This is a genomic window from Bacteroides sp. AM41-16 (assembly GCF_003603495.1).
In the GTDB taxonomy this organism is placed as follows: Bacteria; Bacteroidota; Bacteroidia; order Bacteroidales; family Bacteroidaceae; genus Bacteroides; species Bacteroides uniformis.
Genome location: NZ_QTNE01000051.1, coordinates 1 through 1,388, shown reverse-complemented (window position 1 = coordinate 1,388; position 1,388 = coordinate 1). Strand labels below are relative to the sequence as shown.

Annotated in this window: 1 protein-coding gene; it reads right to left on the bottom strand. The window is 45.1% G+C overall.

All coding sequences use genetic code 11. The annotated features are described in order from the left end of the window. Nucleotides 1–108: 108 nt before the first annotated feature. Complete coding sequence (locus DW896_RS21310; RefSeq protein ID WP_005837038.1) at nucleotides 109–1,323, bottom strand: IS256 family transposase; 1,215 nt, start codon at nucleotides 1,321–1,323, stop codon at nucleotides 109–111. Nucleotides 1,324–1,388: the final 65 nt, after the last annotated feature.

The following is a 1,388-nucleotide window of genomic DNA, read 5'->3' as shown; positions in this document are numbered from 1 at the left end:
GGTAGTGTAAAATAAACTGTGTCACGCATTATTTATCTCTAGAAAACTCATCGGTCGGGGAACGGCCCGCGCCAAGGGGCGGGACCACCCGTCCCGACGAGCGTAAAATTACAATAATTTAAACCGGTTTCCAAACTTTATAGCCAGTTGTTGCGAGATGGTAGCCCAATTGGCCAGTGGCATGGTCCATTTCTTACGTATATTGCGGTATGCAAGATAAACAAGTTTCTCAAGGGCTGTATCCGATGGGAACACGCCCTTGTTTTTTGTTACCTTGCGGATCTGACGGTGATACCCCTCAACGGTATTTGTGGTATAGATAAGCTTACGGATGACCGGAGTATACTGGAAGTATTCGGACAGCTTATCCCAGTTGTCCTGCCAGGATCTGATAACGACAGGATACTGTTCACCCCATTTTTCATCCAGCTTGAGGAGCTCATTTTCTGCGGATTCCTTATTGACTGCCTGATAGACACATTTCAAATCCCTTAAGAACTCCTTCTGATTCTTGGATCCTACATACTTGATGGAGTTACGTATCTGATGTACTACACAAAGCTGTACGGCTGTATTAGGATAAACGCTTTGAATGGCTTCAGGAAACCCCTTCAGACCGTCTATACAGGCAATGAGAATATCCTCAACTCCACGGTTCTGAAGGTCTGTCAACACGCTGAGCCAGAAGTTTGCTCCCTCATTCCTTGATATATACATTCCAAGTAACTCCTTGTGTCCCTCCCTGTCAATGCTCAGTACATTATAGATTGCACGGGTTACCGCGCAGCCACGTTCATCCGTTACTTTGTAATGAATGGCATCCATCCAGACTATAGGATAAACAGAATCAAGCATCCGTGATTTCCATGCTTTTATCTCCGGAAGTACACGGTCTGTGATGGAACTGATTGTGTCGGCCGAAACACGATTCCCAAGATTTTCTTCCATCCAGTCACTGATTTCCCTTGTGCTGTTTCCCATTGCATACAAGCCAATTATACGGTCAGCAACACCTTCTGCCAGAATAGTCTCACGCTTCTTGATAAACTGGGGATCAAAACTCGAATTACGGTCACGGGGAGTGGAAACGGTTACTTCGCCCAAGGGAGTCTGAACCTGCTTTTGCATCTTTCCGTTACGACGGTTACCCATCTGGCGTTCTTCTTCTGTCAAATGTGCATCCATCTCTCCTTCCAGGGCTGCATTCAATATACTTTCCAATAGTGGGGCAAAGGCGCCGTCCTTACCCAACAAAGGCTTGCCGGCTTTCAGCTGTTCAATGGCCTTGTTCTTGATACTCTCGAAATCAAATTCTTCTTTCATAAAAAAAACTGTGTTAGCAAAGTTAATACTTTATTCCTTGCTGACACAGTTTAATTTACATCCTC